The sequence below is a fragment of the Mycobacterium sp. 050272 genome (assembly GCF_039023525.1).
Lineage (GTDB): Bacteria > Actinomycetota > Actinomycetes > Mycobacteriales > Mycobacteriaceae > Mycobacterium.
This window is the reverse complement of the sequence record NZ_JBCHKV010000001.1, coordinates 754,677-780,255: the sequence shown is the minus strand read 5'-3', so window position 1 is coordinate 780,255 and position 25,579 is coordinate 754,677. Positions and strand designations below refer to the sequence as shown.

The 25,579-nt window shown below is 66.1% G+C and carries 24 protein-coding genes; 18 read left to right on the top strand and 6 right to left on the bottom strand.

Features of this window, described 5'->3' with window-relative positions:
• The first annotated feature begins 76 nt into the window (after nucleotides 1-76).
• The 3 genes from AAHS21_RS03805 (at nucleotide 77) to AAHS21_RS03795 (ending at nucleotide 2,306) form a co-directional block, all read left to right on the top strand.
• A complete protein-coding gene (locus tag AAHS21_RS03805; RefSeq protein WP_342926339.1) occupies nucleotides 77-1,270 on the top strand; it encodes an enolase C-terminal domain-like protein in 1,194 nt (397 codons plus the stop codon).
• A gap of 78 nt (nucleotides 1,271-1,348) precedes the next feature.
• On the top strand, nucleotides 1,349-1,813 hold the full coding sequence (locus AAHS21_RS03800; protein ID WP_342926338.1) for a thioesterase family protein: 465 nt from the start codon (nucleotides 1,349-1,351) through the stop codon (nucleotides 1,811-1,813).
• 52 nt (nucleotides 1,814-1,865) lie between these two features.
• Nucleotides 1,866-2,306 carry an SRPBCC family protein gene (locus tag AAHS21_RS03795; RefSeq protein WP_342926337.1) on the top strand — a complete coding sequence of 147 codons (441 nt, stop codon included), beginning with the start codon at nucleotides 1,866-1,868 and terminating at the stop codon, nucleotides 2,304-2,306.
• Here AAHS21_RS03795 and AAHS21_RS03790 read toward each other — a convergent pair.
• A complete protein-coding gene (locus tag AAHS21_RS03790; protein WP_342926336.1) occupies nucleotides 2,303-2,998 on the bottom strand; it encodes a GntR family transcriptional regulator in 696 nt (231 codons plus the stop codon). The two genes, AAHS21_RS03795 and AAHS21_RS03790, sit on opposite strands and share 4 nt — an antisense overlap.
• Nucleotides 2,999-3,157: 159 nt before the next feature.
• On the opposite strand from AAHS21_RS03790, the gene fadD5 reads away from it, so the two are divergent.
• The 14 genes from fadD5 to AAHS21_RS03720 all read left to right on the top strand — a co-directional run bounded on the left by fadD5 (nucleotide 3,158) and on the right by AAHS21_RS03720 (nucleotide 18,743).
• Nucleotides 3,158-4,804 carry a fatty-acid--CoA ligase FadD5 gene (fadD5, locus tag AAHS21_RS03785; protein WP_342926335.1) on the top strand — a complete coding sequence of 549 codons (1,647 nt, stop codon included), beginning with the start codon at nucleotides 3,158-3,160 and terminating at the stop codon, nucleotides 4,802-4,804.
• 224 nt (nucleotides 4,805-5,028) lie between these two features.
• Nucleotides 5,029-5,844: an ABC transporter permease gene (locus tag AAHS21_RS03780; RefSeq protein WP_342926334.1), complete on the top strand. Its 816-nt coding sequence runs from the start codon at nucleotides 5,029-5,031 to the stop codon at nucleotides 5,842-5,844.
• A 1-nt stretch (nucleotide 5,845) separates the two neighbouring features.
• Complete coding sequence (locus AAHS21_RS03775; RefSeq protein ID WP_096283811.1) at nucleotides 5,846-6,715, top strand: ABC transporter permease; 870 nt, start codon at nucleotides 5,846-5,848, stop codon at nucleotides 6,713-6,715.
• Between the two features lie 3 nt (nucleotides 6,716-6,718).
• On the top strand, nucleotides 6,719-8,020 hold the full coding sequence (locus AAHS21_RS03770; RefSeq protein ID WP_342926333.1) for an MCE family protein: 1,302 nt from the start codon (nucleotides 6,719-6,721) through the stop codon (nucleotides 8,018-8,020).
• The gene (locus AAHS21_RS03765) at nucleotides 8,017-9,057 is read left to right on the top strand and encodes an MlaD family protein (RefSeq protein WP_342926332.1); all 1,041 of its coding nucleotides are present in this window, start codon (nucleotides 8,017-8,019) and stop codon (nucleotides 9,055-9,057) included. The genes AAHS21_RS03770 and AAHS21_RS03765 overlap by 4 nt, the downstream gene beginning before the upstream one ends.
• Nucleotides 9,054-10,643 (top strand): MCE family protein, encoded by a 1,590-nt coding sequence (locus AAHS21_RS03760; RefSeq protein ID WP_342926331.1) that lies wholly within the window; start codon nucleotides 9,054-9,056, stop codon nucleotides 10,641-10,643. The genes AAHS21_RS03765 and AAHS21_RS03760 overlap by 4 nt, the downstream gene beginning before the upstream one ends.
• Entirely contained in the window at nucleotides 10,640-12,253 is a 1,614-nt protein-coding gene (locus tag AAHS21_RS03755) for a virulence factor Mce family protein (protein ID WP_096283819.1), read from the top strand. The genes AAHS21_RS03760 and AAHS21_RS03755 overlap by 4 nt, the downstream gene beginning before the upstream one ends.
• A 41-nt stretch (nucleotides 12,254-12,294) precedes the next feature.
• Complete coding sequence (locus AAHS21_RS03750) at nucleotides 12,295-13,413, top strand: virulence factor Mce family protein (RefSeq protein WP_342926570.1); 1,119 nt, start codon at nucleotides 12,295-12,297, stop codon at nucleotides 13,411-13,413.
• Nucleotides 13,407-14,957 carry an MCE family protein gene (locus tag AAHS21_RS03745; protein WP_342926330.1) on the top strand — a complete coding sequence of 517 codons (1,551 nt, stop codon included), beginning with the start codon at nucleotides 13,407-13,409 and terminating at the stop codon, nucleotides 14,955-14,957. Before AAHS21_RS03750 ends, AAHS21_RS03745 begins: the two co-directional genes overlap by 7 nt.
• A complete protein-coding gene (locus AAHS21_RS03740; RefSeq protein WP_342926329.1) occupies nucleotides 14,927-15,799 on the top strand; it encodes an Mce protein in 873 nt (290 codons plus the stop codon). The genes AAHS21_RS03745 and AAHS21_RS03740 overlap by 31 nt, the downstream gene beginning before the upstream one ends.
• Nucleotides 15,796-16,764: an RDD family protein gene (locus tag AAHS21_RS03735; RefSeq protein WP_342926328.1), complete on the top strand. Its 969-nt coding sequence runs from the start codon at nucleotides 15,796-15,798 to the stop codon at nucleotides 16,762-16,764. Before AAHS21_RS03740 ends, AAHS21_RS03735 begins: the two co-directional genes overlap by 4 nt.
• Nucleotides 16,761-17,318, top strand: coding sequence for a mammalian cell entry protein (locus tag AAHS21_RS03730; RefSeq protein WP_342926327.1), 558 nt, complete (start codon nucleotides 16,761-16,763; stop codon nucleotides 17,316-17,318). The genes AAHS21_RS03735 and AAHS21_RS03730 overlap by 4 nt, the downstream gene beginning before the upstream one ends.
• Nucleotides 17,285-18,004, top strand: coding sequence for a mammalian cell entry protein (locus tag AAHS21_RS03725; RefSeq protein ID WP_342926326.1), 720 nt, complete (start codon nucleotides 17,285-17,287; stop codon nucleotides 18,002-18,004). The genes AAHS21_RS03730 and AAHS21_RS03725 overlap by 34 nt, the downstream gene beginning before the upstream one ends.
• Nucleotides 18,005-18,041: 37 nt before the next feature.
• Nucleotides 18,042-18,743 carry a YoaK family protein gene (locus AAHS21_RS03720; protein WP_342926325.1) on the top strand — a complete coding sequence of 234 codons (702 nt, stop codon included), beginning with the start codon at nucleotides 18,042-18,044 and terminating at the stop codon, nucleotides 18,741-18,743.
• Here AAHS21_RS03720 and AAHS21_RS03715 read toward each other — a convergent pair.
• From AAHS21_RS03715 to AAHS21_RS03700, 4 genes are all read right to left on the bottom strand, one after another.
• Nucleotides 18,740-19,849 carry a phosphodiester glycosidase family protein gene (locus AAHS21_RS03715; RefSeq protein ID WP_342926569.1) on the bottom strand — a complete coding sequence of 370 codons (1,110 nt, stop codon included), beginning with the start codon at nucleotides 19,847-19,849 and terminating at the stop codon, nucleotides 18,740-18,742. The two genes, AAHS21_RS03720 and AAHS21_RS03715, sit on opposite strands and share 4 nt — an antisense overlap.
• Before the next feature lie 79 nt (nucleotides 19,850-19,928).
• Nucleotides 19,929-21,353, bottom strand: coding sequence for a YhgE/Pip domain-containing protein (locus AAHS21_RS03710; RefSeq protein WP_342926324.1), 1,425 nt, complete (start codon nucleotides 21,351-21,353; stop codon nucleotides 19,929-19,931).
• Nucleotides 21,354-21,387: 34 nt separating this feature from the next.
• On the bottom strand, nucleotides 21,388-22,107 hold the full coding sequence (locus AAHS21_RS03705; protein WP_342926323.1) for a pirin family protein: 720 nt from the start codon (nucleotides 22,105-22,107) through the stop codon (nucleotides 21,388-21,390).
• Nucleotides 22,108-22,120: 13 nt separating this feature from the next.
• Nucleotides 22,121-22,984 (bottom strand): MarR family transcriptional regulator, encoded by an 864-nt coding sequence (locus AAHS21_RS03700; RefSeq protein WP_342926322.1) that lies wholly within the window; start codon nucleotides 22,982-22,984, stop codon nucleotides 22,121-22,123.
• Nucleotides 22,985-23,047: 63 nt separating this feature from the next.
• Between AAHS21_RS03700 and AAHS21_RS03695 the strand changes: the two genes are divergently transcribed.
• The gene (locus AAHS21_RS03695; protein WP_342926321.1) at nucleotides 23,048-24,187 is read left to right on the top strand and encodes a dihydrodipicolinate reductase; all 1,140 of its coding nucleotides are present in this window, start codon (nucleotides 23,048-23,050) and stop codon (nucleotides 24,185-24,187) included.
• Nucleotides 24,188-24,272: 85 nt separating this feature from the next.
• Here AAHS21_RS03695 and AAHS21_RS03690 read toward each other — a convergent pair whose 3' ends face one another.
• A complete protein-coding gene (locus tag AAHS21_RS03690; protein ID WP_342926320.1) occupies nucleotides 24,273-25,526 on the bottom strand; it encodes an HNH endonuclease signature motif containing protein in 1,254 nt (417 codons plus the stop codon).
• Between the last annotated feature and the right edge of the window lie 53 nt (nucleotides 25,527-25,579).

Here is a 25,579-nt window from a genome sequence, read left to right as displayed (position 1 = left end):
GCCCTCGGCTCGAGATGGCGGCGTAGGACCTTTGCCCCTACCCGTGAACGTGGCGGGTCGCGAACAATGACCCGTTATGAGGATCACCGGCCTACAGGTCGTGCCATTCGAGACCTTTGTCGACCGAATCTCGTTCGGCCAGTTGACTACCGATTACCGTGTGGTGCAGACCGTGACAAAGGTGCTCACCGACGAGGGCGTCGAGGGTTACTACTTCGGGGGTCATTTCCACGGCGACCAGGACGGGCTGCTGCCCGGGGACCGGGCACTGATAACTCAATTCTTGAGTGCCCTGCTCACCGGCCAGGATCCCTTCGACCGGGCGGAGATCTGGCGTCAACTCTGGGCCGCGAAACTACCGGAGAACGTGTGCAGCGTCATCGATCTGGCCCTTTGGGATTTGGCGGGCCGGGCTACCGGGCTACCCACCCGCAAGTTGCTGGGCGGTGCTCGCGACCGCGTCAAGGCCTATGCGAGCAGCTTCAACAATCTGGGCAGTCCCGACGAGTACGCGGCTCATGCCGTCGACTGCCAGCGCCAGGGTTATCGGGCCTACAAAATCCACCCGTATCACTATTGGAACCCCGCGACCCGCCAACCCGCCCTGCCGCGGCCGTCGTATGTGGACTGGGATCTCCAGGTGTGCCGGGAGGTTCGGGCGGCGGTCGGAGACGACATGGTGCTGATGTTCGACCCGTGGGGCACCTACCAGACTTTCGAAGACGCCCTACTGGTCGGGCGCGAACTGGAGCGGCTGGGTTTCTATTGGTATGAGCACCCGATGCCCGAGTACCGGGTCGAGTCATATGTGAAACTGGCCGACGCACTTGATATCCCGATCTGCTCCCCGGAGATCGCCGAGGGCGGTGTCTATACCCGAGCGGACTGGATCTTGCGTCGTGCCTCCGACATCACCCGCATCGACGTCTTGCGCGGGGGCATTACCGGAGTGATGAAATTAGCCGGAATGGCTGAGGCCGTCGGCATGCGCTGCGAGCTGCACATGAGCGGTTTCGGCAATTTGCAAGTCCTGGGTGCCACGAGCGACGACGTGTGCGAATACTACGAGCGCGGCCTGCTCGGGCCCGGGGTCCGCTACGACACTGTGCCGGGCTATCTCGAAGCACCGTGCGACCCACTGGGCGCGGACGGATTCGTCGACCTACCGCAAGCACCCGGGCTCGGTTACCAGATCCGTTGGGATTACGTCGAAAATCACCGCGTTGCCGACATAGCGGCCGAACCCGTCGCACCCCTGCACCCGAGGTAGCAGCCGTGAACCGTGGGCCGGCCGAACCAATCCGGTGCGGCACCGCCCACCGGGGGTCACACATGTTGGAATACCAGCATGGCTCTCATTCCGCCGGCCCCAGAGCGGCTCACCAGCAGCGACTTCCCGGTGCTGTGGCCGGTGGGCACCCGGTGGGCCGACAACGACATGTTCGGTCACCTCAACAATGCGGTCTATTACCAGTTGTTCGACACCGCGATCAATGCCTGGATCACGATCGGCACCGGGCTTGACCCGACCACGATGCCGGCCTTGGGCGTCGTCGCCGAGTCGGGCTGCCGCTACTTCTCCGAACTGCAATTCCCGCAGAGTCTCGAGGTGGGTCTCGCCGTGACACGGCTGGGCCGCAGCAGCGTCACCTACCGGCTCGGCGTATTCGATTCACGAGAGGGTCAACAGCCGCGGCCGGTCACCGCGCTCGGGCATTGGGTGCACGTTTACGTCGACCGCACCGGCCGCAAGCCCACCCCGATTCCCGACCCCATCCGGACCCTGCTGTCGACGGCCTGCGTGGCGGTTTAGCCGAGAAAGCGCCAGGCGCTGGGGCTTTCGCGCGCCCGGCTATGCTTCGGCAATGCCCGTATTGAGCAAAACCGTCGAGGTCGAGACCAACGCCGCGGCCATCATGGCCATCGTCGCGGATTTCGAGCGGTATCCGGAGTGGAGCGACGGGGCCAAGGGCTGCTGGGTGCTGGCGCGCTACGACGACGGCCGGCCCAGCCAGATTCGGTTGGACGCCGCCTACCAAGGTTTCGAGGGTGTGTTCATTCAGGCCATCTACTACCCGGGACCGAACCAGATTCAGACCGTGCTGCAGCAGGGCGAGCTGTTCAAGAAGCAGGAGCAGCTGTTCAGCGTGGTGGAAACCGGCGCCTCGAGCCTGTTGACCGTTGACATCGACGTCGAACCGTCGATGCCGGTGCCCGCGCCGATGGTGAAGATGATGCTGAACAACGTGCTCGACCACCTGGCGGAGAACCTGAAGAAGCGCGCCGAACAGCTGGCCGCCAGCTAACCGAAAATCCCGGCCCCGTCCAGCATTTGGGTCAGTCGCTGCGCCGCGTCGGTGAATTGCCAGACCGTGTGCTCGATCACCGCGGACGTATCCCGACGGCGCAGCGCGGCGATCAGCTGCTGGTGATTGTCGACCGCGGCGACACCCCACTGCGGATCGCCGGCGTACACCAGCACCGGCATATACCGCGCGGCGTTGAGCAGGAACCAGGCCAGCTTGATCCGACCGCTGGCCTGGTTGAAGACGCGGTGAAACGAGAACTCGATGCCCGCGATGGTCTCGGGGTCGCTGGCGCCCACGGCCGCGGCGAGCGAGTTGTTGATCCGCTCCAGCTCGTCGATTTCGGCCTCGGTGATGTGTGAGGTGGCCGCCGCGGCCAATTCCCTGGCGATGGTGGCCTGCAGCCAGAAGATGTCGTCGATGTCTTGCCGGGTCAGCGGCAGCACGACGTGGCCGCGGTGCGGTTCTAGCTGCACCATGCCCTCACCGCGCAGCTTCAGCAGAGCCTCGCGCACCGGTGTCACGCTGACCCCGAGTTCGGCCGCCGTCTCGTCGAGGCGTATGAAGGTGCCCGGGCGCAATGTCCCCGACATGATCGCCGCCCGCAGGTGACCCGCGACCTCGTCCGACAGCTGCGCTCGGCGCAGTTGTCGCCGCCTGCCGTGGGTTCGCGTAGATAGAGGTACGTTCACGTCGGTGGCCAGGCTTTCGAGGGGCGTTTTCAGGGAGTTTTCAGGGCGTATCGGGGCTTGTCATCAGGGCGGTAAGGCCATAGTGTGACCCACACAACACCATGTTTTATCAAATATCAACCTGTCGCAAGCGGTGCGCGAGTGAAGGGAAGGTATTAGTTGACCGCGCAACTTGCTAGCCACAAGGCACAAGCGTCGCAGCCGTCACACCCGACCGCGCAGCCGTATCTGGCCCGCCGGCAGAACTGGGTCAACCAGCTGGAGCGCCACGCTCTCATGCAGCCGCAGGCCGTCGCGCTGCGATTCACCGGCCGCACGCTTACGTGGGCCGACCTGCAGCGACGCGTCACCGCGTTGGCCGCAGCGCTGCGCCGCCGCGGGGTCGGCGCCGGGGACCGGGTGATGATCCTGATGCTCAACCGCCCCGAGTTCGTCGAGGCGATGCTGGCCACCAACATGCTCGGCGGCATCGCGGTTCCGCTGAACTTCCGGCTCACCCCGTCCGAGATCGCGTTCCTGGTCGAGGACTGCGAGGCGCGGGTGATGGTCACCGAAGCGGTGCTGGCTCCGGTCGCCACCGGCGTGCGCGACATTGCGCCGCTGCTCGCCACCGTGATCGTGGCCGGTGCTTCGACCGACGACAACGTGCTCGGTTACGAAGACCTGATCGACGAGCCCGGCGACGCGTTCGAGCCGGTGGACGTCCCGAACGACTCGCCGGCCCTGATCATGTACACCTCGGGCACCACCGGTCGCCCCAAGGGCGCCGTGCTCACCCACACCAACCTGACCGGGCAGACGATGACCGGGCTCTACACCAACGGCGCCGACATCAACAACGATGTCGGCTTCATCGGGGTCCCGCTGTTTCACATCGCCGGCGTCGGCAACCTGCTCGGCGGGCTGCTACTCGGCCTGCCCACGGTCATCTATCCCCTCGGGGCTTTCGACCCGGGCCAGCTGCTCGACGTGCTCGCGGCCGAGAAGGTCACCGGCATCTTCCTTGTTCCCGCGCAATGGCAGGCCGTCTGCGCCGAGCAACAGGCCCGCCCCCGCGACTTGAAGCTGCGGATCATGTCGTGGGGAGCCGCGCCCGCTCCGGACGCGCTGCTGCGGGAGATGTCGGCCACGTTCCCCGGCACCCAGATCCTCGCCGCGTTCGGCCAGACCGAGATGTCTCCGGTCACCTGCATGCTGCTCGGCGAGGACGCGATCCGTAAGCGCGGGTCGGTCGGCAAGGTGATCCCGACCGTCGCCGCCCGCGTCGTCGACGAAAACATGAACGATGTGCCGGTCGGTGAGGTCGGCGAAATCGTCTACCGCGCACCGACATTGATGAGCGGCTACTGGAACAACCCGGAGGCCACCGCGGAGGCGTTCGCGGGCGGCTGGTTCCACTCCGGCGACCTCGTCCGGATGGACGAGGAGGGCTATGTCTGGGTGGTCGACCGCAAGAAGGACATGATCATCTCCGGCGGCGAGAACGTCTACTGCGCCGAAGTGGAGAACGTGCTGGCCGGCCACCCCGGCATCGTCGAGGTCGCGGTTATCGGCCGGGCCCACGAGAAATGGGGCGAGGTACCGATCGCCGTCGCGGCGATCACCGTCGAGCGCCTCAGTCTCGAGGATCTGGATGAATTCCTCACCGAGCGCCTTGCCCGCTACAAGCACCCCAAGGCACTCGAGATCGTCGACGCGTTGCCCCGCAATCCGGCCGGCAAGGTCCTCAAGACTGAGCTACGGGTTCGCTACGGCACCGCCGGCGCAACTCAAAATCAGGCTACTTCAAGGGATTTCACGTCATGAGAGGAAAGCTGACAGAAACTGTAACGTTTGCCCGTTGTTGACGAAGGGTTAATTGTGCGGATGCGGTTCACACCTGCTTGGCCATCGGGTACATTCCTGTGGTCTCCGTTACTACTTGCCAGTAGGGAGTCGGTGATCACACATGTGGGTCCGGGGCAAGGTGGGGGCGTGCGAGACGATTCGCTGCGCCGTGGGGCGGGTGGCGCCGGCATGAGGGGGCAGTGGTGACTTCGACGTCTGCGGGCGGGCGGGGCCCCTACCTCGTCGGCTACCTGCGCGACCAGCTGGAGACGCCGCTGACGCTGATCGGCGGGTTCTTCCGGATGTGTGTGCTGACCGGCCGGGCGTTGTTCCGCCGGCCCTTCCAGTGGCGCGAGTTCGTCCTGCAGTGCTGGTTCATCATGCGGGTCGCGTTCCTGCCGACCGTTTTCGTCTCGATCCCGCTGACCGTGCTGCTGATCTTCACGCTCAACGTGCTGCTGGCCCAGTTCGGTGCCGCCGACCTGTCCGGCGCCGGCGCGGCGATCGGCGCGGTCACCCAGCTCGGTCCGCTGACCACGGTGCTGGTGGTTGCCGGCGCCGGATCGACCGCGATCTGCGCGGACCTGGGCGCGCGCACCATCCGCGAGGAGATCGACGCGATGGAGGTGCTCGGCATCGACCCGATCCACCGCCTGGTGGTGCCCCGGGTGATCGCCGCGACCCTGGTCGCGACACTGCTCAATGGCCTGGTCATCACCGTCGGCCTGGTGGGCGGCTACCTGTTCGGGGTGTACCTGCAGAACGTCTCCGGTGGTGCCTACCTGGCCACCCTGACCACGATCACCGGCCTGCCCGAGGTCGTCATCGCGACCCTCAAGGCGGCGATCTTCGGCCTGATCGCCGGTCTGGTCGGCTGCTACCGCGGCCTGACCGTGCGCGGCGGTTCGAAAGGCCTGGGGACTGCCGTCAACGAAACCGTGGTGCTCTGCGTCGTCGCGCTATACGCGGTGAACGTGGTGCTGACCACGATCGGCGTGCGATTCGGAACGGGACACTGACATGACAAACGTCGCCGTACTGCGCGCCCGGTTCCCGCGGGCAGCTGAAAACCTGAACCGCTACGGCGGTGCCGCCGGCCGCGGCCTCGACGACGTCGGCCGGATGGCCTGGTTCGGGATGATCTGCATCGCGCACGTGCCGCATGCGCTGCGCAACTACCGCAAGGAAACGCTGCGGCTGATCGCCCAGATCGGCATGGGCACCGGGGCCATGGCCGTCGTCGGGGGCACGGTCGCCATCGTCGGCTTCGTCACGCTGTCCGGTAGCTCGCTGGTCGCCATTCAGGGCTTCGCGTCGCTGGGCAACATCGGCGTCGAGGCGTTCACCGGCTTCTTCGCCGCACTGATCAACGTGCGCATCGCCGCCCCGGTGGTCACCGGCATCGCGATGGCCGCGACCGTCGGCGCGGGCGCCACCGCCGAACTCGGCGCCATGCGGATCAGCGAGGAGATCGACGCCCTGGAAGTCATGGGCATCAAGTCGATCTCGTTCCTGGCCACCACCCGGTTCATGGCCGGGCTGGTCGTGATCATCCCGATCTACGCGCTGGCGATGATCATGTGTTTCCTGTCGCCGCAGATCACCACGACGGTGCTCTACGGGCAGTCCAACGGAACCTACGACCACTACTTCCGGACGTTCCTGCGCCCCGACGACGTGTTCTGGTCGTTCCTGGAGGCCATCATCATCACCGCGGTCGTGATGATCACGCACTGCTTCTACGGCTATAACGCCGGCGGCGGGCCCGTCGGCGTGGGTGAGGCCGTTGGCCGCTCGATGCGGTTCTCGCTGGTCTCGGTGCAGGTTGTGGTGTTGTCCGCCGCGTTGGCGCTGTACGGCGTCAACCCGAACTTCGCCTTAACGGTGTAGCGCATGACCCGACCCGGCAAGACGAACGCTGCGCGGACCCCGCCCTACAAATTGGCGGGGATCGGCCTATTGGTCATCGGCGCGCTGATCTTCGTGTTGATCTACGGGCAGTTCCGCGGCGACTTCACCCCCAAGACCAAGCTGACGATGCTGGCATCGCGGGCGGGTCTGGTGATGGATCCGGGTTCGAAGGTGACCTACAACGGCGTCGAGATCGGTCGGGTGGCCACCATCTCCGAGATCGTCCGCGACGGTAAGCCGGCGGCCAAGTTCACCCTGGACGTCTATCCGCGGTACCTGAAGCTGATCCCGGCCAACGTGAACGCCGACATCAAGGCCACCACGGTGTTCGGCGGCAAGTACGTGTCGCTGACGACGCCGCAAAACCCGTCGCCGCAACGACTCGGCCCATCGTCGACGATCGACGCGCGCTCGGTGACCACGGAGATCAACACGTTGTTCCAGACCGTCACCTCGATCGCGGAGAAGGTGGATCCGGTCAAGCTGAACCTGACGCTGAGCGCGGCCGCGCAGTCGCTGGCCGGCCTCGGCGACAAGTTCGGGCAGTCGATCGTCAACGGCAACGCGGTCCTCGATGACGTCAACCCGCAGATGCCGCAGATCCGCCACGACATTCAGCAGCTGGCCGGCCTCGGCGACACCTACGCCAACGCCTCGCCGGACCTGTTCGACTTCCTCAACAACGCGGTCATCACGTCGCGCACGATCAATCAGCAACAGAAGGATCTGGACCGGGCGCTGCTGTCGGCGGCCGGGTTCGGCAACACCGGTGCGGAGATCTTCGAGAAGGGCGGGCCGTACCTGGCCCGGGGCGCACAGGATCTGGTGCCCACGGCGCAGCTGCTGGACACCTACAGCCCGGCGATCTTCTGCACCCTGCGCAACTACCACGACATCGAGCCCAAAGCCGCCTCGTTCCTCGCCGGCAACGGGTACTCGCTGAACGCCCACACCGAAGCGCTGTCGGGGCTCGGTCTTCTCGCCAACCCCGTCTCCGCGGTGGCCACGATCGCCAGCCTGGTCGGCGGTCTGGCCGGGGTGGTCGGTGGGGCGCCGAACCCCTACATCTATCCCGAGAACCTGCCGCGGGTGAACGCCCGTGGCGGTCCGGGCGGTGCGCCGGGTTGCTGGCAGCACATCACGCATGACCTGTGGCCCGCTCCCGAGTTGGTGATGGACTCCGGCAACAGCATCGCGCCGTACAACCATCTCGACACCGGTTCGCCCTACGCAATCGAATACGTGTGGGGCCGTCAGGTAGGGGATAACACGATCAACCCATGAAAATCACCGGTACGCTCGTCCGACTCGGCATCTTCTCACTGGTGCTGCTGCTCTTCACTGTGATGATCGTCGTGGTGTTCGGTCAGATGCGGTTCGACCGCACCAACGCCTACACCGCGGAGTTCAGCAACATCAGCGGGCTGCGGCAAGGCCAGTTCGTCCGCGCCTCCGGGGTGGAGATCGGCAAGGTCGACTCGGTCGAGCTGATCGACAGCGGCAAGCGCGTGCGGGTGAAGTTCAACGTGGACCGCTCGGTTCCGCTATATCAGTCGACGACGGCGCAGATCCGCTACCTGGACCTGATCGGTAACCGGTACCTGGAGCTCAAGCGCGGCGAGGGTGAAGGCGCGGACAAGGTGCTGCCGCCGGGTGGCTTCATCCCGCTGTCGCGCACCGCGCCCGCACTCGACCTCGACGCGCTGATCGGTGGTTTCAAGCCGCTGTTCCGGGCGCTGGATCCGGAGAAGGTCAACACGATCGCGAGCGCGCTCGTCACGGTGTTCCAGGGTCAGGGCGGCACGATCAACGACATCCTGGACAACACCGCGCAGCTGACGAACGCGATCGGCGAGCGTGACCAGGCGATCGGCGAGGTGATCAAGAACCTGAACGTGGTGCTGGACACGACGGTCCGGCATCGCCAGCAATTCGACCAGACCATCAACAACCTCGAGGTGCTGATCACCGGGCTCAAGGACCACGGCGATCAGCTGGCCGGCGGGACCGCGCACATCAGCAATGCGGCCGGCACCGTGGCCGATCTGCTCGGTGAGGATCGCGCGCTGCTGCACAAATCGATCAACTACCTGGACGGGATTCAGCAGCCGCTGATCGACCAGCAAGACCAACTGCAGGACTACCTCAAGAAGGTGCCGAGCGCGCTGAACATGATCGGGCGCGCGATCGGGTCGTACGGAGACTTCGTGAACTTCTACGCCTGCGACATCACGTTGAAGATCAACGGCCTGCAGGGCGGTGGTCCGGTCCGCACGGTCCGGCTCTTCCAGCAGCCGACGGGTAGGTGCACGCCGCAATGAGAACGCTGGAACCTCCGAACCGGCTTCGGATCGGCTTGATGGGCATCGTGGTCACGCTGCTCGTGATCGGCGTCGGGCAAAGCTTCACCAGTGTGCCGATCCTGATGGCCCGGCCCGCGTACTACGGGCAGTTCACCGACTCCGGCGGGATCAACGTCGGTGACAAGGTGCGTATCGCCGGGATGGACGTCGGCAAGGTCGAGGCCCTCAAGATCGACGGCGACCACATCGTGATGAAGTTCTCGATCGGGACCAACACCATCGGCACCGAGAGCCGGCTGGCGATCCGCACCGACACCATCCTCGGTAAGAAGGTCATGGAGATCGAGGCGCGCGGCAACCAGCAGCTCAAGCCCGGCGCTTCGCTGCCGCTGGGCCAGAGCACCACGCCGTATCAGATTTACGACGCGTTCTTCGACGTCACCAAGGCCGCTTCCGGCTGGAACATCGATACGGTCAAAGAATCGCTGCACGTGCTGTCGCAGACCATCGACCAGACTTACCCGCACCTGAGTGCGGCGCTCGAGGGCGTCTCGAAGTTCTCCGACACGGTCGGCAAGCGCGACGCCGAGGTCAAGCACCTGCTCGCCCAGGCCAACCAGGTGGCCAGCGTGCTGGGCGACCGCAGTGAGCAAGTCGACCGCCTGCTGGTCAACGCCAAGACGCTGCTGGCCGCGTTCAACGAGCGCGGGCAGGCGATCAACGCCCTGCTGGGCAACATCGCCGCGTTCTCCGAACAGGTCAGGGGCCTGATCAACGACAACCCGAACCTCAACCACGTGCTCGAGCAGCTGCGCACGATCAGCAAGATCCTGGTCGAGCGCAAGGACGACGTGGCAGCGGGTCTGACCGAGGTCGGCCACTTCCTGCCGTCCTTGAACGAGGCCATCGCGTCGGGACCGTTCTTCAAGGTGGTCCTGCACAACCTGGCGCTCTACCAGATCATCCAGCCGTGGGTGGACGCCGCCTTCAAGAAGCGCGGCATCGACCCGGAGAACTTCTGGCGCAGTGCGGGTCTGCCGGAATACCGCTGGCCCGACCCGAACGGCACCCGGTTCCCCAACGGCGCGCCGCCGCCGGCACCGCCGGTGCTGGAGGGCACGCCCGAGCACCCCGGACCGGCCATCCCGCCCGGATCGCCGTGCTCCTACACGCCGGCCAACCCCGGTGGCAACGTCACCGTCGGCGACGAGGGTCTGCCGCGGCCGTGGAACCCGCTGCCCTGTGCGGGTGCGGCCACCGGTCCCTTCGGCGGGCCCGGCTTCCCCGCGCCGGTCGACGTTGCGACGTCGCCGCCGAACCCGGACGGTCTGCCGCCCACGCCCGGCATCAATATCGCCGGGCGCCCGGGTGATCCGCCGCCGAACGTTCCGGGCACGCCGGTGCCGTTGCCGACCCAGGCTCCGCCGGGCGCGCGCACCGAGAACCTGGGACCGGCCGGCCCGGTGCCGCCGCCGTCGACCTTCGCTCCGGGTCTGCCGCCGGGTCCCCCGGCCCCGCCCGGACCGGGGAACCAGTTGCCGGCGCCGTTCATCAACCCCGGCGGTTCGGGCGGTAGTGGTGTCACGGGAGGTAGCCAGAATTGAGCACCATCTTTGACGTCCGCAACGTCCGGCTACCGAAGTTCTCCCGGACGACGGCGATCATCGGAGCGCTGGTCATTGTCGTCGCCCTGGTCGTCGGGTATGTCGGCTACCGGCTGTTCGAGAAGCTGACCAACAACACCGTCGTCGCCTACTTCCCGGCGGCGAACGCCCTTTACAAGGGGGACAAGGTCCAGATCATGGGCCTGCGGGTGGGCTCGATCGACAGCATCGAGCCGGTCGGCGACAAGATGAAGGTGACCTTCCACTACGAGAACAAGTACAAGGTCCCGGCCAACGCCTCGGCGGTGATCCTCAACCCCACCCTGGTGGCCTCGCGCGCGATCCAGCTGGAGCCGCCGTACAAGGGCGGACCGGTGCTGGGCGACAACGCGGTGATTCCCGAAGAGCGCACCCAGGTGCCGGTGGAGTGGGACGAACTGCGCAACAGCATCACCAACATCATCTCGAAGCTGGGTCCGACCAAGGAACAGCCGACGGGTCCGTTCGGTGAGGTCATTTCGTCGTTCGCCGACGGCCTGGAAGGCAAGAGCAAGCAGATCAACACCGCGCTAAACAGCTTGTCGTCGGCGTTGAACGCCTTGAACGAGGGCCGCGGCGACTTCTTCGCGGTGGTGCGCAGCCTGGCGCTGTTCGTCAACGCGCTGCATGCCGACGACGCGCAGTTCGTCGCGCTGAACCAGAACCTGGCCGACGTCACCGGCCGGCTGGCCAGCGATGACGGCGCCCTGAACAATGCACTGCAGCAGTTCGACAGCCTGCTGAGCACCGTGCGCCCGTGGCTGGACAAGAACCGCGAGGTGCTGACCACCGACGTCAACAACCTGGAAACCGCGACGAACACGCTGCTGCAACCCGAGCCGCTGAACGGGCTGGAGACCGCGTTGCACGTGCTGCCGACGGCGGCGGCCAACATCAACCAGATCTATCACCCGTCGCACGGCTCGGTGGTCGCCATTCCGGCGATCACGAACTTCGCGAACCCGATGCAGTTCATCTGCAGCTCGATTCAGGCCGGCAGCCGCCTCGGCTACCAGGAATCCGCCGAGCTGTGTGCGCAATACCTGGCGCCGATCCTGGACGCGATCAAGTTCAACTATCTGCCGTTCGGTTTGAACCTGTTCAGCACCGCCGAGACGTTGCCCAAGCAGGTCGCCTATTCCGAAGATCGGCTGCACCCGCCCAACGGCTACAAGGACACCACCGTCCCGGGTATCTGGGTGCCCGATACGCCGACCTCGCACCGCAACACCCAGCAAGGCTGGATCGTTGCGCCGGGTATGCAAGGCCAGCAGGTCGGGCCGATCACCGCGGGCCTGATGACACCGGAATCGCTTGAGGAGCTGATGGGCGGTCCCAATATCGAGCCCGTTCAATCCCAATATCAGACGCCGCCGGGCCCGCCGAACGCCTACGACGAGAACCCGATCCTGCCGCCCATCGGGCTGCGGGCGCCGACGCCGATCCAGCCGCCGGCGCCGGGACCGGGCGTGATTCCGGGTCCCGTCGCCCCGACGCCCGCGCCGGTGGTAGCCGTGGCACCTAACGCCGGTGGGCCGCCGTCCGGCCCTGACTTCGGGGGTGGCCAGTGAGGATAGGGTCGAGCCTGATCCGGCACCGGGCCTGGCAGGGCATGGTGCTGCTGGTCGTCGCCATGGTGCTGAGCTCGTGTGGCTGGCGGGGCATCTCCAACGTGGCGATTCCGGGCGGTCCCGGAGACGGCCCCGGCTCCTACACCATCTACGTGCAGGTACCGGACACCCTGGCGATCAACGGCAACAGCAAGGTGATGGTCGCCGACGTCTTCGTCGGGTCGATCAAGAAGATCGAGTTGAAGAACTGGGTGGCGACGCTGACGCTGGGCGTCAAGAGCAGCGTCAAGCTGCCGAAGAACGCCATCGCGCGGATCGGCCAGACATCGCTGCTGGGTTCCCAGCACGTCGAGCTGGCCGCGCCGCCGAACCCGTCGTCGGAGCTGCTGCGTAACGGCGACACCATTCCGCTGAAGAATTCGTCGTCGTATCCCACCACCGAACAGACGCTGGCCAGCCTGTCGTTGATCCTGCGCGGTGGCGGCATCCCGAACCTCGAAGTGCTGCAGAACGAGGTCTACGACATCTTCCACGGGCGCGGGGAGCAGATCCGCTCCTTCATCGGCAAGCTGGACACCTTCACCGCCCAGCTCAATCAGCAGCGTGATGACATCACCCACGCGATCGACTCCACCAACCGGCTGCTGGTCTATGTCGGCGGTCGCTCGGACGTCCTCGACCGAGTACTGACCGACATCCCGCCGCTGATCAAGCATTTCGCCGACACCAGGAATCTGCTGATCAACGCCGTCGACTCGGTGGGCCGGCTCAGTGGGGCCGCGGATCAGTACCTGTCGGAGGCGCGCGGCCCGCTGCACACCGATCTGCAGGCGCTGCAATGCCCGCTGAAGGAACTCGGCCGCTCCTCGCCCTACCTGATCGGCGCGCTGAAGCTGATCCTGACCCAGCCGTTCGACATCGACACCGTCCCGAAGATGTTCCGCGGTGACTACGTGAACATCTCGCTGACGCTGGACGTGACCTACAGCTCGGTCGACAACGCGTTCCTCACCGGAACCGGGTTGTCGGGCGCGCTGCGGGCACTCGAGCAGTCGTTCGGCCGCGACCCGGAGACGATGATCCCCGACGTCCGCTACACGCCGAACCCGAATGACGCGCCCGGCGGTCCGCTGGTGGAAAGGGGGGACCGGAATTGCTGACCCCGTTCATTCGACGCCAGCTGTGGGCGTTCCTGGTCCTTACGGTCGTCTCGTTGCTGGTGCTCGGCATCTACTACCTGCAGGTCCCCAGCTTGATGGGGATCGGCCGGTACTCGCTCAAGGCCGAGCTGCCGGCGTCGGGCGGGTTGTACCCCACGGCCAACGTGACCTATCGCGGCATCACGATCGGCAAGGTCACCGACGTCGAGCCGACCGACCATGGCGCCGAAGCGACGATGAGCATCGACAGCCAATACAAGATCCCGGTCGACGCGGTCGCGAACGTGCACTCGGTGTCGGCGGTCGGTGAGCAGTATCTGGACATCGTGTCGTCGGGCAGCCCCGGGAAGTACCTCGCCGACGGGCAAACCATCTCCAAGGGCACCGTGCCGGCCGAGATCGGTCCGGCACTCGACACCGCCAACCGCGGGCTCGAGGCGTTGCCCAAGGACAAGATCGGCAAGCTGCTCGACGAGACGGCGGAGTCGGTCGGCGGCCTGGGCCCGGCGTTGCAGCGCCTGGTGGACTCGACGCAGGCGATCGTCGGCGACTTCAAGACCAACATCACCAACGTGAACGACATCATCGTGAACTCGGGACCGGTGCTGGACAGCCAGGTGAAGTCCAATGACGCGATCGAGCGCTGGGCGCGCAACCTGAATACGCTGGCCGCGCAGTCCGCGCAGCGCGACGCGAACGTGAAAAGCATTCTGTCGCAAGCGGCGCCGACCGCCGATCAGGTCAACGACGTGTTCAGCGACGTCCGGGAGTCGCTGCCGCAGACGCTGGCGAATCTCGAGGTCGTCTTCGACCTGCTCAAGCGCTACCACACCGGGGTGGAGCAGGTGCTGGTGTTCCTGCCGCAGGGTGCATCGATCGCGCAGACGGTGGCCGCGCCGTTCCCGAACCAGGCCGCACTCGACCTGGCACTGTCGATCAACCAGCCGCCGCCGTGTCTGACCGGCTTCATTCCCGCGCCGGAGTGGCGGGCGCCGGCCGACACCAGCATGCAGCCGCTGCCGTCGGGCACCTACTGCAAGATTCCGATGGATACGCCGGCCAACAGCGTGCGTGGCTCGCGCAACATCCCGTGTACCGACATTCCCGGCAAGCGGGCGGCCACGCCCCGTGAGTGCCGCGACCCCAGGCCCTACGTTCCCGCCGGGACGAACCCCTGGTTCGGTGACCCGAACCAGATTCTGACCTGCCCGGCGCCGGGAGCGCGATGCGATCAGTCGGTGCGCCCGGGCATGGTGATACCCGCGCCGTCGATCAACAACGGCATGAACCCGGCACCGTCGGACCGGGTCGCGGGGACGCCACCGCCGACCAGTGACCCCTTGACCCGACCGGGGCAAGGTACCGTGCAGTGCAACGGACAGCAGCCCAACCCGTGTGTCTACACGCCCTTTGGACCTCCCTCGGCGGTATACAGTCCCCAGAGCGGTGAACTGGTAGGGCCCGACGGCGTCAAATACTCCGTCGAAAACTCGACCAAAACAGGAGACGACGGATGGAAGGAGATGCTGGCACCAGCCGGCTGAACCCACCACCGATGTCGATGCTTAGTCGTCTACGTCGGAGACGGCCGAAGCAATCGGACGACGTCACCGACGAGACAAACCCCGAGGTGACGGCCGAGGATTCGCCAGAATCCGAGGTCGGAGCCGAGCAGACCCGCCCCGAGGCCGAAGCCGATCAGCCCGAGGTGACCGCGCCGGATTCGGCAGCAGCCGAACCCGAAGCCGCGCCGGAACCCGAAGCCCCGGAAGCGACCGCCGCGGAGCAGCCCGAGCCCGCCACTGACGCCGCGCCAGCGGCCGACGATGCCGAACAGCCGGAAACCGACGGCGAGGACGCGACCGAGGCGCAGACGCAACCGCGCCCCCCGTCGGCCCTGGGCCGCGGATGGCTGGCCGGCATCGCGGCGGCCCTGGTGCTGCTGGCCGGTGCCGTCGGCACCGGCGGTTACCTGGCGATGCGGTATCACCACGAGAGCCAGGCCATCGCGCGCAACAACGCCGCGGCGCTCAAGGCGGCGATCGAGTGCGTGTCGGCCACGCAGGCGCCCGACACCAACGCGATGATCGCCAGCGAGCAGAAGATCATCGAATGCGGGACCGACGCCTTCCGTGAACAAGCCATGGTCTACACCGGCATGCTCGTGCAGGCTTATCAGTCCGCGAACGTCCACGTCCAGGTCTCCGATGTCCGCGGAGCGGTCGAGCGCAACAACAAAGACGGTTCGATCGACGTGCTCGTGGCGATGCGCGTCCAGGTGGTGGCCGATCAATCACAGAACGAGACTGGCTATCGGCTTCGGGTGAGAATGGCGCTGGACGAAGGCCAGTACCGGATCGCCAGGCTCGACCAGGTGACGAAGTGACGCTGGTGGTCGAGGAAACTCAGACCACGGCCCCCCAAGTGTCATCAGAGAATGCCTTGGCGCCCTGGCATATTCGCGTGTGCGCGTTCGCCGTCGACGTCCTGCCCGCCGCCGCGGTGGCGACCACGATGGCCTTGGTGTCGTTCACCGTGCCGCCGCAGGGCGTGTGGTGGTGGCTGAGCGTCTGCGTCCTCGGCATCGCCATCCTGGCGATGTTGGTCAACCGGCTGCTGCTGCCGACCATCTACGGCTGCAGCCTGGGACGCGCTCTGTGTGGAATCGCGGTGAGACACCGTGACGGCTCCGTCATCGGCGCCTGGAGCCTGCTGCTGCGCGATCTCGCGCACCTGCTCGACACCGTGTCGGTGGTGGGATGGCTTTGGCCGCTGTGGGATTCGCAGCGCCGTACGTTCGCCGACATGCTGCTGCGCACGGCCGTGCGAGGCTCGCGGCCGCCGCGGCCGGACATCATCCGGCGCTGGACGATCATCGCGGTGCTCACCGCGACCGCACTGTGCGTGGCGGGCGGGGCCGTGAGCTACGAGGTGGTCTACTCCCGCGATCAGCAGACCGACCAGACGCGGGCCGAGATCTCGATACAGGGGCCGAAGATCGTCGCGCAGATGCTGACCTACGACCCGAAGACGCTGTCCGACGATTTCAAGCGGGCCCAGTCGCTGGCGACCGATAACTACCGCGGTCCGCTCAAGGCGCAGCAGGACATCGTCCAAAAGGGAAACCCGGTCATCAACGAGTACTGGGTGACCGACGGCTCGATCGAATCGGCGTCGCCGGATCGGGCGACGATGTTGTTGTTCATGCAGGGCCGGCGCGGCGCGGCGCCCCAGGAGCGCTACATCACCGCGACCGTCCGGGTGAATTTCGTCAAGGACGCTGGCGGCCATTGGCTGGTCGACAACCTCACCGTGCTGACCAAGCCGAAACCACCGGGGAACGGAAAATGAGCCCCCGCCGCAGGTTTGAGCCCGGCGAGGGCGCGCTGCTGGTCGCGACGGATCCGCAGACGCAGCGCCGGCGGTGGGAGCTACCCGTCGCGAGCACGGTCGCCGCGGTGTTGACGACGGCGGCGATCACGCTGTGCACCCTGATGCTGGTCTCCCACGAATCTCGTGAGCACGACGCCTCCAAGACCCGCGAGGTGCTCAACTACGTGACGGGGTTCATGACGCAGTTCACCTCGCTTGACCCCTACCACGCCAACGACTACGTCATGCGGATAATGGCTCAGGCCACAGGCGATTTCGCCAAGCAGTATCACGACAAGGCCAACGAGATCCTGTTGCAGGTTGCGCGTGCGGAACCCGCCACCGGCACCATCCTCGGCGCCGCCGTGGAACGGTGGAACGACGACGGCAGCGCCACCGTCATGGTGGCGACCGAGGTCACGTCCAAGTCGCCGGATCAAAAACAGGTATTCGAGAACACCAACCGTTGGACGGCAACTGCTACGCGGGAAGGGAATCAGTGGAAGATAAGCAGCCTGCTGCAGGTGATCTGACCGCCGAGGCGGCCTCCGACGACGCCGCTGATCACGACGAAAACACTGTCACCGCAACGGAATCAGCCGAAGAGACCGACACGGTGAAGTCCGAAGAGTCCGATGCCGACGCTGACGCGGACGAGTCCGCTGCGGCGACCGAAGAGGGCGCCCGCTTGCGCCGCAAACTGCTGGCCGGCAAATGGATGGCGATCGTCGTGGTGGTGGCCGCACTCGTGTTCGTCGGCTCCGCGGCCTTCGCGGGCGCGGCCGTGCAGCCCTATCTGACTGACCGCGCCACGGCGGCAACCAAACTCAACGTGGCACGCACCGCGGCCAACGCGATCACGACGCTGTGGACCTACACACCGGAGAACATGGACAGCCTCGCCGATCGTGCGTCGGCTTACCTCAGCGGTGACTTCGAGGCCCAGTACCGCAAATTCGTCGACGCCATCGTGGCTCCGAACAAGCAAGCCAAGATCACCAACCGGACCCAGGTCACCGGTGCGGCAGTCGAATCGCTCGATGGTCCGAACGCGGTCGTCATCGTCTACACCAACACCACCTCGACCAGTCCGCTGACCAAAGACATCCCGGCGCTGAAGTACCTGTCCTATCGGCTGTTCATGAAGCGCGCGAACGGGCGCTGGCTGGTGACCAGGATGACGACCGTGACCTCCCTGGACCTCACGCCGCATCCGTAGTCCGGCCGAACCGAGACCGCCGAAATATACTGCACCCGTGGCCACCACGTCGCCGGTAACCGAGCGATTCACCGTTGCGGCGTTGTTGCTGCTGACCTTCGCGACCGGGCTGGCCGACTCGATCAGTATCTTGGTCCTCGGCCACGTGTTCGTCGCCAACATGACCGGAAACGTGGTCTTCCTCGGCTTCTGGCTTGCCCCGCGTACCAGCATCGACCTGACGGCGGTGTCGGTGGCGCTGCCCACCTTCGTCACCACCACGATCCTCAGCGGGCGCCTGCAACGGTATTTCGGTGAGCGGGCCCGCCCGTGGATCACGACCGTGCTGGCCACGGAAATCCTGCTGCTGCTTACCTTGTCGATCCTGGCGGGCGCGGGCGTGCTGCACTATCACGACAACACGAAGCTGATCATGATCGGCTTCCTCACGGTGACATTCGGTCTGCAGCATTCGAGTGCCCGCCAGTTCGGCATCCAGGAACTGTCGACGACCGTCTTGACGTCGACGATCGTCAGCCTCGGTCTGGACAGTCGGCTCTCCGGTGGCACCGGCGAGCGTCAAAAGCTGCGCTTCAGCGTGATTTTCACGATGTGCGCCGGTGCTTTTCTCGGCGCCACGCTGTCGCGGTTCGTCATCGCGCCGGTGTTCGCGTTGACGGCGGCCGTGGTGGCGGCGAGCCTGTTGATCTTCCGGTACGGCGCTGCTGAGGCGAAAACCGTTGCCGTTGAGGATATTTAGTTGAAGGCCAGCCAGCTGGGCAGGGCGCGCTCGTGGGAGTCGCACAGCACCTGACGGGTATCGCACGACCCACGCGGCGAACCCGCGCCGGCCCACATGCCGCCGGTGTCGCGCCGTAGCACGATCGCCGAGGACCCGCCGCCGTCCAGCAGGATCGCGGTATCACTGCCCAGTCCGCGGAACAAGTCCTGCATGTTGTCCGGCGTGTAGCTGCCGCCCTCGAAGATGTACATCTCGTCGCGTTGCTTGACGTAGGCCAACGCGGTGCGGGCCGCGCTGGGGCCGCCGTCGTGCAGCTGTTGGGTCTGGCCCGGGGCCAGCAGTCCGATCCCGGACACCGCAACAAACTTCTCATTCTTGTTCAGCAGGTCGGCGACCACCGGGGTGGCGGCGTCGTAGTCGTTCTTGCTGCGCGGCCACACCACGTACGGCGCTCCACCGGTCGGCAGGATCATCGTGGTCAGCGAGGACCAACTCTCGCCACCGCCCGACAGCCCCTGCTTGCCGGGGTAGGCCGCGGTACCGGTAACAGCCTGGTTGGCGCGGCCTTGCCCGTTCGTGTTGTCCACGAACGCACCCAGCGGTGAGCTGCAGCCGGTCTGACGCCACGAACCCGCCTTCTGCCCGCGCACGTCGAAAAAGTTGGCGTTGATCGCGATGGTCGGCTGCCCCATCCGCTGCCATGCCTGCAGCGGCGCGTAGAGCTCGGAGGCCTGCCACAGGCCTTCGCCGGTGCGGGCTCCGGGGTTGTTCTCGCAGCGCGCCTGGTCTCCTCGGTGGGTGTCGACCAACAGATGCGGCGCCAAGCGTTCGGCCGCGTTCTTGATGATCATCAGGTGGCCGCCGTTGTTCATCTCGTACCATCGGCCGCTGGCGTCCATCAGCGGCGTGGGGTGGCCGGGACCGAAGTTGTACACCAGATACGAGCCCTTGGTGGCGCCGATCGCGCTGGCGAGCAACTCGCGGGCATCCGCGGCGTGCGCGACAGGCGGTGCGACGGTTCCGGTCACCAGGGTGCAGGCGAACATCGTCGTGAGGCTTGCCGCCAGTCGGCGCAACCTGGTGCGTCGTGTCAGCACGGCAGCCCTTTCGGCCCTTATGTGGATGCAACACTCACAGCATCAGTCACATTGGCCACACTGTCAACATAAATAACAAACGTGTGACACTTAGGCCGCGCCCGAATTACGTTTGCTCGCTTACGCTTTCGGCATCGGGCTCGCTGGGTTCCGGGTGGCCGGATTGGGCGTCGGCGGCCTGGCTCGAACTCTCGTGCTTACCGGCCTTGCTCGCCTGGTGTTGGGATTGGTGCACCTCGGCGATTGCCACGCCGATCGCGCCGGGAATCCGGTGGAAGCCGCTGCGGTCGTACATGCGGGTGATGATGCCGCCCACCAGCAGGCCGATCACCAGCCCGATCGACGTCATCAACAACGCCTGCGTGAGGCCGGCCTCCCCGTCGCCGTTGAGATACAACAGCGACCGCACGCCCAGGAACACCTGGTGCATCGGCTCAAACTCGGCCAGCCAGCGAAAGAACGGCGGCACCGCCTCCAGCGGGACGGTGGCGCCCGCCGACGGCAAGCCGAGGATCACGAAAACCAGCATGCTGAACAGCAGACCCATCGAACCCAGCACCGCGATCAGCGAACTCGACGTCACGCCGACCGCGACGATCGCGAATACCCCATAGGCCCACAACTCCCAGCCGAGCGTGATGGGCATGCCGAGCCCGTGCGCAATGGCCAGGTAGACACCCGACGTCAGCAACGCCAGCACCAGCATGATGCCCCACTTCACCAATAAGGTGCGGAAGCGAGAGATGTTGGCCTGCTCGGCAAATCGATACACCGGCCCCCATTCGGCCGGCACGTACCCGAGCAATGAGTCCACCAAGGTCGACACCACGATGCTGCCGGTGAACCCTGCCAGCAACAACAGCAATGCGTAGTAGAACGCCGACAGGCCGTTACCCGTGCCGTTGGGTAGCGGGTTGTACACGGCCGATTTGATGTCGATGGGGCTGGCCAGTCCCGCCTGCGACGCTCCGGTCAACGGCGCACCGCCGGTCTGCTCCGCGACTTGTGACGAAAGATATTGTCCTACTTTGGTATTGGCAACAGTCATGGCCTGGTTCAGGGTCTGTCCGGCGATGCCGGCGCCCAGCGTGCCGGCGCGCGGGTTGGTGAAGATCGTGACCGAAGGCCGCTCGGCCTTGGCCGGCATCACCGCGCTCTCGCCGTACTCGCGCAAACTCGACGAGAACGTCGGCGGAATGACCAATTCGCCATACACCTGCGCCCGGTCCAGCAGCCGTTTGGCCTCGTCGTGGGACACCACGCGGATGTCGAATTTGTTCTTGTCCAGCGCGGACACCAGTCCGTCGACGATCTTCGGGCCTGCGGTTCCGGCGTCCTCGTTCACCACCGCGATCGGGAAGTGGCGCAGGTTGGTGGTGGGATTCAAGATGCCACCCAGATATAGCGCACACAGCGCCGACATGAGGGCCAGCGTGGCGCCGATCGGCAGCGCCCAGAACCGCACGGTCCTCAGGGCTCTCGCGTTTCGCCTTGGATTCGGCACCGCGTGGCGCGGTTGGCCTTTCGACATCCCAGCTCCCGTCTGTCACGCCCACTCTATTGGTCTAGCCGCCCAACTTTGCGTGCATCTCCCAGATCAGCAGCTCCGTCGGCTCGATCGCCGTCAGCCGCGAGCCGTCACCGTCTGTGACGCGGGCCGCATCGCCTTCGGCGAGTTGATCGGACCCGTCCAGGGTCAGCCGGCCGCGCGGCACGAAGATGTGCAGATAGGCGGCGGCGGGGGTGGTGACGGTGTCGCCGGGTTGCAGCCGGGCGCCGTGCAGGGCCGCAGCGCGGTTGTGCAGCGAGATCGCCGCGTCGCGCCCTGGGATGCCCGAGGCGATGGTCACGAGTTCGGTGCCGATGTGCCCGATCTCATGCTGCTGATAGCTCGGCGGTATTCCCGATTCGTCGGGGATGACCCACATCTGGATGAAATGCACTGGCTGCGTAAGCGAATCATTCTTCTCCGAATGCAGGATCCCGCTGCCCGCCGACATGCGCTGCGCCAGTCCGGGATAGATCAGGCCGTGGTTGCCGGCCGAATCCTGGTGTGTCAATTCGCCTTCCAGTACCCATGTCACGATCTCCATGTCGCGATGCGGGTGGGTGTCGAATCCGCTGCGCGGCGCCACGACGTCGTCGTTGTTCACCACTAGCAGTCCGTGGTGGGTGTTATCCGGCTCGTAGTGATCGCCGAATGAAAACGAATGTCTGGATTCCAGCCACGGCGTCGTGGTGACAGCCCGGTCAGCCGCGCGCCGAATCTCGGAGTTGGCAGGCATGACTTCAGCGTAATCACACCTGCGCGCCGAGCAGTCGCTGCGCGTGCTGCAGCGCGGCGTCGAGTGCGGGCAGCGTCAAATCGGCCGGGCCGCCCAGGTGGATCTCGATCTGGTACTCCGGCTGCCCGTTCTGGCCGAAGATCGGCAGCACGACGAATTCTGTTGATGCTAACTCGTTCTCAAGCGTGTCGGTGACGGATTGCAGCGTCACCATCGTCATCAGCGTGGTGAGTTGCCGGGTGAGGTGTGCGGTCGGCTCCAGCGACGCGAGCAGCCCAGTCAGCCGATGGTGCAGCGACTGGTGCGTGTCGTCGAACCGCCAGGCGCCGTAGCCGCGGGATCGGATGTCGGCGAGTACCCGTTGATGCTGCGCGATTTCGTCGCGGGTCAGCCGCGGCGTCACCCGGTGCAGCCAGGCAGCGACGAAGTCATCGTCGTGCCAGGCCATCGCGACCAGGCCGAACGGGGGATCGATCGGGAAGCGCTGGCCGACGGCATGCGCGCCGTCGGTGCCATGGCCCACCGCGTCGACGGTGGTCAGGTGCCGGCCGCCGATCTTCGACATCGAGCAGCCCGCGCCGAGGGTGTGGTGCAGGAAGGCCAGTGCGTCGCGGCCACGGTCCAGCAGGGGGAACTGCGTTCGCAGCCCGTGCACCAGTCCGAACAATCCGCTGCCCAGGCAGAAGCGGCGGTCCTCGCGCCGGGTGACCCAGGACCGGCGTTCCAGCTCGGCCAGCACCAGCGCGCAGGTCGAGGTGCTGATTCTGCAAGTCTTCGCCAGCTCGGCCGAGGTTCGCCCGTCCGGCGAATCCGCGAGCGTGGCAAGCACGTCCATCACCCGCGCGGTGGGCGGTGACTTGGCGGTTGACGTACCCATACCCAGCTCCCTAGCATCCGTCCAAACTGTAAGAACCCTCGTCCTAATATTAGGAGAACAGTCGTGCTGAAGGTGGGAGTCTGGGGGCCGGGCTCGATGGGCGTCATCGCCTTGCGGGCCGTGATCGACCACCCCGAGCTGGAACTGACCGATCTCGTGGTGCACAGCGACGCCAAGGCGGGCCGCGACGCCGGGGAACTGTGCGGAATCGCGCCCGTCGGCGTGCTGGCCACCCAGGACCCGGCGCCACTGCTCGCGGGCGACGCCGACGCGGTGGTCTACGCCGCCGGCGCGAACCTGCGCCCGCTGGAGGCTGTCGAGGACATGGTGTCGATCCTGCGGTCCGGTAAGAACGTGGTGTCCTGTTCGGTGGTGCCGCTGGTCTTTCCCGACGCCGTCGACAGGGCCTTCACCGATCCGCTGCGCCGGGCCGCGTTGGAGGGCGGGGTGTCGTTCCTCACCACCGGCATTGACTCCGGCTTCGCCAATGATGTTCTGCCGCTGGTGCTTACCGGAGTGTCGCGGGTCATCGAATCGGTGCGGGTGACGGAGATGTTCAACTACGCCACCTACCCGGACCAGGCGGCGGTGTACGAGATCCTCGGTTTCGGTAAGCCTCCGGAGTATCAGGCGTTCGCCGCGCAGCCGGGGGTATTCACCTTCGGCTGGGGACCGGTGCTGCACCAACTCGCCGCGGGGCTGGGCGTCAAAATCGACAACATCGAGGAGAGCAACGAACGCGTCCCCGCGACCGAGTCGTTCGACACCCCCACCGGGCACATCGAGGCCGGAACGATCGCCGCGATGCGCTCGACCCTGACCGGATACGTCGGGGAGAAGCCGACTTTCGGCGTCGACCACGTGACGCGGATGCGCGACGACATCGCCGGAGACTGGCCCCAACCGCACATCAGTCTTCCGCCGAAAGACCTCGGCTTCGGACTGGCGTCGGGCCGCGGTGTCTACCGCGTCGAAATCGAGGGCTCGCCGACTATGCGCTGCGAATTCGAAATGGCCGAGGACCACGATCACGATCTGGGTGCGCGCATCGCGGGCTCCTCGCGCATGGTCAACGCCATCCCCGCGGTGTGCGCGGCCGCGCCCGGACTGCTGTCCGCACTCGACCTGCCGCTGATCACCGGTGCCGGTTTGGTCCGTTCGGTCGAAGGCCCGTTACCGGACAGTCGCCTGCTCGTCGGCTAGCGGCCCGTGTATCAGCGCATTCATCCATGCCGCAATCTGTTTAGGCCGCGGTACCGTGCCGACGGAGCCCGGCTTAGGTGACCACCTAGTTGGTGGGTGGTTGGGGTTGGAAGGGGTCATACCACCACCAGTGGGCGCGTTCGCCGGTGGGTCCGGGGCATGGTGGGACGTCGGGTGGGGGTTGGGTGGGTGGGCGCGCCAGTGATCCTGGGCGCAGTGGTTGGCCGTCCTCGTCGGTGATGGTGAGGTGGTCGGCGGGTCCGGTGAGGGTGATGACGCCGCGGTGGTGCAGCCGGTGGTGGTACGGGCATACCAGGACCAGGTTGGCTAGTTCGGTGGGGCCGCCGTCTTCCCAGTGCACGAGGTGGTGGGCGTGCAGGCCGCGGGTGGCCCCGCAGCCGGGGATCGCGCAGCTGCGGTCGCGGTGCTCAAGGGCGCGGCGCAGCCGCCGGTTGATCACCCGGGTGGTGCGTCCGGCGCCGATGAGTTCGCCGTCGCGTTCGAACCAGACCTCGCAGGTGGCATCACAGGTCAGGTATTGGCGTTCGGCGTCGGACAGCAGCGGACCCAGATGCAGCGCCGCGGCACGCTGGGCAACGTCGAGGTGCACGACCACGGTGGTGTGCTGGCCGTGCGGGCGGCGGGCCGCCTCACTATCCCAGCCCGTCTCGATCAGGCGCATGAACGCGTCGATGGTGTTCGGCAGCGGGGGCCGCTGATCCGAAGCGCCCCCACCATCGGGGTGATCGCGTTTCCATTCGGCGACAAGCGCGTCGCGGTGTGAGGCCAAGGCGGCGTCGAACTTCGCGGCATCCAGGTGCGGGAGTGTGATCCGGTAGCAGCTGAAGCGTTCATCGGAACTCTGGGTGATCGAGGCTTGCGGGTCCGGCCGGGCCGCATCGGGTTCGGGGTCGGGTCGTGGTTCCAGTGTGACCGCGGTGCGCAGCTGGCTGACCGTGGCCACCGCGGCCAGCGCCGCATAGTGCGCATCAGATCCCGCACCCGCGCCGGCGGCGATCACCCCGACCTGATCCAGCGACAACCGACCCTCGGCCATCCCCGCCGCACACCGCGGGAATTCCGCGAGCCGGCCCGCGATCGTGGTGATCGTGTGGGCATTGGCCGAGGACAAGGCCAGCTTCCAGCCCAGCAGTGCCGCCACCGAGCGCGCACCGGTGGCCCCGCACAACTCGTCGCGCTCGATCTCCGCGGCGATCTGCACGATGCGCCCATCAAGGGCATTGCGCTGACCGGCCAACTCCGCCAACTCCTCGAACAACACCCCCAGGCGATCCGGCGGGCACGACACCACAGCCTCAGCAGATGCGGTCAACGACATAACAACATCCTCGCCACCGAGTACGACAAGTTTATCCGCCGCCAACGGCGATC

Coding starts and splice junctions, on each gene's coding strand:
- AAHS21_RS03770 (WP_342926333.1), top strand. CDS start 6,719: ATGACCCGACCCGGCAAGACGAACGCTGCGCGGACCCCGCCCTACAAA.
- AAHS21_RS03690 (WP_342926320.1), bottom strand. CDS start 25,526: ATGTCGTTGACCGCATCTGCTGAGGCTGTGGTGTCGTGCCCGCCGGAT.
- AAHS21_RS03800 (WP_342926338.1), top strand. CDS start 1,349: ATGGCTCTCATTCCGCCGGCCCCAGAGCGGCTCACCAGCAGCGACTTC.
- AAHS21_RS03765 (WP_342926332.1), top strand. CDS start 8,017: ATGAAAATCACCGGTACGCTCGTCCGACTCGGCATCTTCTCACTGGTG.
- AAHS21_RS03795 (WP_342926337.1), top strand. CDS start 1,866: ATGCCCGTATTGAGCAAAACCGTCGAGGTCGAGACCAACGCCGCGGCC.
- AAHS21_RS03805 (WP_342926339.1), top strand. CDS start 77: ATGAGGATCACCGGCCTACAGGTCGTGCCATTCGAGACCTTTGTCGAC.
- AAHS21_RS03710 (WP_342926324.1), bottom strand. CDS start 21,353: ATGTCGAAAGGCCAACCGCGCCACGCGGTGCCGAATCCAAGGCGAAAC.
- AAHS21_RS03760 (WP_342926331.1), top strand. CDS start 9,054: ATGAGAACGCTGGAACCTCCGAACCGGCTTCGGATCGGCTTGATGGGC.
- AAHS21_RS03775 (WP_096283811.1), top strand. CDS start 5,846: ATGACAAACGTCGCCGTACTGCGCGCCCGGTTCCCGCGGGCAGCTGAA.
- AAHS21_RS03705 (WP_342926323.1), bottom strand. CDS start 22,107: ATGCCTGCCAACTCCGAGATTCGGCGCGCGGCTGACCGGGCTGTCACC.
- AAHS21_RS03700 (WP_342926322.1), bottom strand. CDS start 22,984: ATGGGTACGTCAACCGCCAAGTCACCGCCCACCGCGCGGGTGATGGAC.
- AAHS21_RS03750 (WP_342926570.1), top strand. CDS start 12,295: ATGGTGCTGCTGGTCGTCGCCATGGTGCTGAGCTCGTGTGGCTGGCGG.
- AAHS21_RS03730 (WP_342926327.1), top strand. CDS start 16,761: ATGAGCCCCCGCCGCAGGTTTGAGCCCGGCGAGGGCGCGCTGCTGGTC.
- AAHS21_RS03740 (WP_342926329.1), top strand. CDS start 14,927: ATGGAAGGAGATGCTGGCACCAGCCGGCTGAACCCACCACCGATGTCG.